Annotated in this window: 2 protein-coding genes; both read left to right on the forward strand. The window is 56.1% G+C overall.

Features of this window, described 5'->3' with window-relative positions; genetic code table 11:
- The first annotated feature begins 208 nt into the window (after nt 1-208).
- A complete protein-coding gene (locus tag AC1DYI_RS35400; RefSeq protein ID WP_477208773.1) occupies nt 209-940 on the forward strand; it encodes an ATP-grasp domain-containing protein in 732 nt (243 codons plus the stop codon).
- Between the two features lie 66 nt (nt 941-1006).
- Nucleotides 1007-1473: hypothetical protein (locus AC1DYI_RS35405; RefSeq protein ID WP_477208774.1), on the forward strand; the 467-nt coding region annotated here is incomplete at its 3' end.

The raw sequence follows: 1473 nt of genomic DNA on the forward strand, positions 1-1473 counted from the left end.
GGTTGTCGGCGTTGTAGTCGTTGGTGGCGTAATTCAATGTACTAGCGGGCATCTCCAACATTGCACACCTTCTCGCTACATCGAATGCTGACCTCGCTCTCTTCCGCCAAAGGGTCTAACCCCTCAGTCAAGGGGACGTCTTGCGGCAGGCCGCAAGCCGCCCCTTACCTCGAACGTTAGACCTCTTCGCTTATTCCGATACCAAGCAATGCCAACGCTCATCTTCACTCCTCGCTATACAGAAGACTCACAAGCCCTCTGGAAGGCAGCGGGCGGCATGGGTTGGAAGACCGAACGGCTATCAACATGGCGCGTTCCTGAGCATCTTCAAAAGGTATCGGAGCCCGTTCTCTACGGTGAGGCCCTCTTTGGGCCAAGCCTGGCTGAGCAGCTCGGCCTTATCCTGCTTAGTCCACCCGAAGACTGGCTGGTCCGTCTGCCGTTCGAATTCAAGCACCGTCAAATTTCACTCGCCACACTGGGTACCGCCCGGCTAAACGAGCAACCAGCCTTTGTGAAGCCTCCCAACGACAAGAGCTTTCCGGCAGGTGTCTATCGGGGTAGCGAGCTTCCCGCTGAATACCCCGATGAAATGCCTGTGCTCATTTCAGATGTGGTCAAGTGGGAGAAAGAGTTTCGCTGCTTCATCAAGAACCGGTCGCTGGAAACGTACTCCCTGTACTCCCGCTTCGGTGAACTTCAACGCGAATCAGGGTTCGCCAGTTCACCCGAAGAGGACTTTCAAGTCGAGGCGTTTGTCAGCGCCCTGCTCGCTGACTCGAGGGTCGATCTTCCCATTGCAACCGTCGTTGACGTAGGCTCCATCGAAGGAGTCGGTTGGGCATGCGTCGAGCAGAATGCTGCTTGGGGTGCCGGCATCTACGGCTGCAACCCAGAATCGGTGCTTACCGTGTTACAGCATGCGGCCACCAAGGTCTAACCCCTCCGTCAAGGGGACGTCTTGCGCCAAGGCGCAATCCGCCCCTTACGTCGAACGTTAGACCTCATGTTCACACTCAGAGCCCTTCAAGGAACGCTTGTAGCGTTTGGCGTGCTGGGTATCTGGTTTGCGTCGCGCAGAATCGATGACGCCGCTCGCACTGTTTACGTCATTGCAGCAACCACGGCGGCAGCTATGGCATTGGTCTGTACTCAGATCCTGCCCTTGGCTTGGCTGGCGACGGCTGGAACAAGTGGCATGGCAACAGTCACCAAGATCGATTGCGTGTCAGGTCAGAAGCATCATGTCGGGTTTGAATTCGAAGCCGGTGCGTCAAAGATTGCCGGGCTGGAATCGGACAGCTACGGGGAAAGAAGCTGCAGCGCGCTTCAAATCGGAGACAAAGGCGCCGTAACCTATATTGCCAGCCATCCAGAAGTCCATGCCTGGGGTAGCCTTCGCAGTCAACTCAGTGAAATTCTGGTAGCACTTCTCTTCGTAGCAATCGTCGTTCCATTTGTCGTGCATGTCAG

This window comes from Ideonella sp. P3_A4 (assembly GCF_056403075.1).